The organism is Herpetosiphonaceae bacterium (assembly GCA_036374795.1).
Classification (GTDB): domain Bacteria; phylum Chloroflexota; class Chloroflexia; order Chloroflexales; family Kallotenuaceae; genus LB3-1.
The window spans coordinates 1-1,067 of the sequence record DASUTC010000160.1; the positions used below are offsets into that span (position 1 = coordinate 1).

Genomic DNA, 1,067 nt, shown 5'->3' on the forward strand with positions numbered 1-1,067 from the left:
CCGATGGCCGGCTCCTGATTGTCGAGACCGTGCTGCCCGAGGGCGACACGCCGCACCAGGGAAAGCTTCAGGATCTCGTCATGCTGGTGTTTCCGGGTGGGCAGGAGCGTACTGAAAAGGAGTACGAGCAGCTCCTCGACAAAGCCGGCTTCCGGATGCGGCGCGTAGTGCCGACGACGTCAGTTGTCAGCATCGTGGAAGGTGTGCCGGCGTAGCCGACCCCGCGATCGAGGGTCTTCAGCGCACAACCATCCACAGTCCAGCCGCGATCATGAGCACGCCGCCGATTCGGGCGGCGTGCGCACCGAGCGGGGCGAGCTTCTCCAGTCCGATGAATGCCGTCAGCGCCACGATGACCGTGACGTTCATCACGCCTCCGGCAAACAGCAGCAACATCAGCGCCCAGCAGCAGCCCACGCAATAGAGGCCGTGCTCGAGTCCCAGACTCAACGCACCAGACCAGCCGCTGCGCCATCGACTCACCAGGAATCCCAGCGGCGACCGGCACGTGCGGAGGCACGCGTGTTTTACCGGCGTCAGCTGATACAGGCCGGCGATCAGCAGAAACGTTCCGGCAACCCGGGAACTGGTGCTCTCCATCATCGGTGACGACAGCAGGAACACCGCGAGGCCACGCTGCAGTACGGTCGCGACCAGGCTGAACCCGGCCCAGACGATGAGATAGCCGGCGGTGAGCGCATAGACGTCGCGCCCTGCCGTTCCTTGTGCGGACCGCCGCGCAGCGGCGCCGTACAGCAGCACGAGCGGCGAAGCGGACGGAAGCATCATGCCCGTCATCATGACGATCCACATCGCCCACAGCAGCAACAGGTGCGGCAGATCCCAGTTCGTGGTCATCATCCATGCGCTGGCGCCGGTCATCGGTCCGTACATGTCGCGTGCCATCGCGACAATCCACGCCCAGCAGACGACAGGCAGCAGGACCACCAGCACCACAGCGGCTGTGCGGTCGTACCGCAACGCATGTTCGACAACAGTGAGTGGCCGCTCCTCAGGAGACTCGGGGCCTGGCATCGCGGCTGAACGCAAGTGCTCGAGAGAGACGT

Annotated in this window: 2 protein-coding genes; one reads left to right on the forward strand and one right to left on the reverse strand. The window is 64.9% G+C overall.

Features of this window, described 5'->3' with window-relative positions:
• Nucleotides 1-215, forward strand: a 215-nt coding sequence (locus tag VFZ66_11570; GenBank protein ID HEX6289825.1) for a methyltransferase, incomplete at its 5' end; no start/stop codon positions are given.
• Between the two features lie 22 nt (nucleotides 216-237).
• Here VFZ66_11570 and VFZ66_11575 read toward each other — a convergent pair.
• Nucleotides 238-1,067, reverse strand: an 830-nt coding sequence (locus VFZ66_11575) for a DUF2182 domain-containing protein (protein ID HEX6289826.1), incomplete at its 5' end; no start/stop codon positions are given.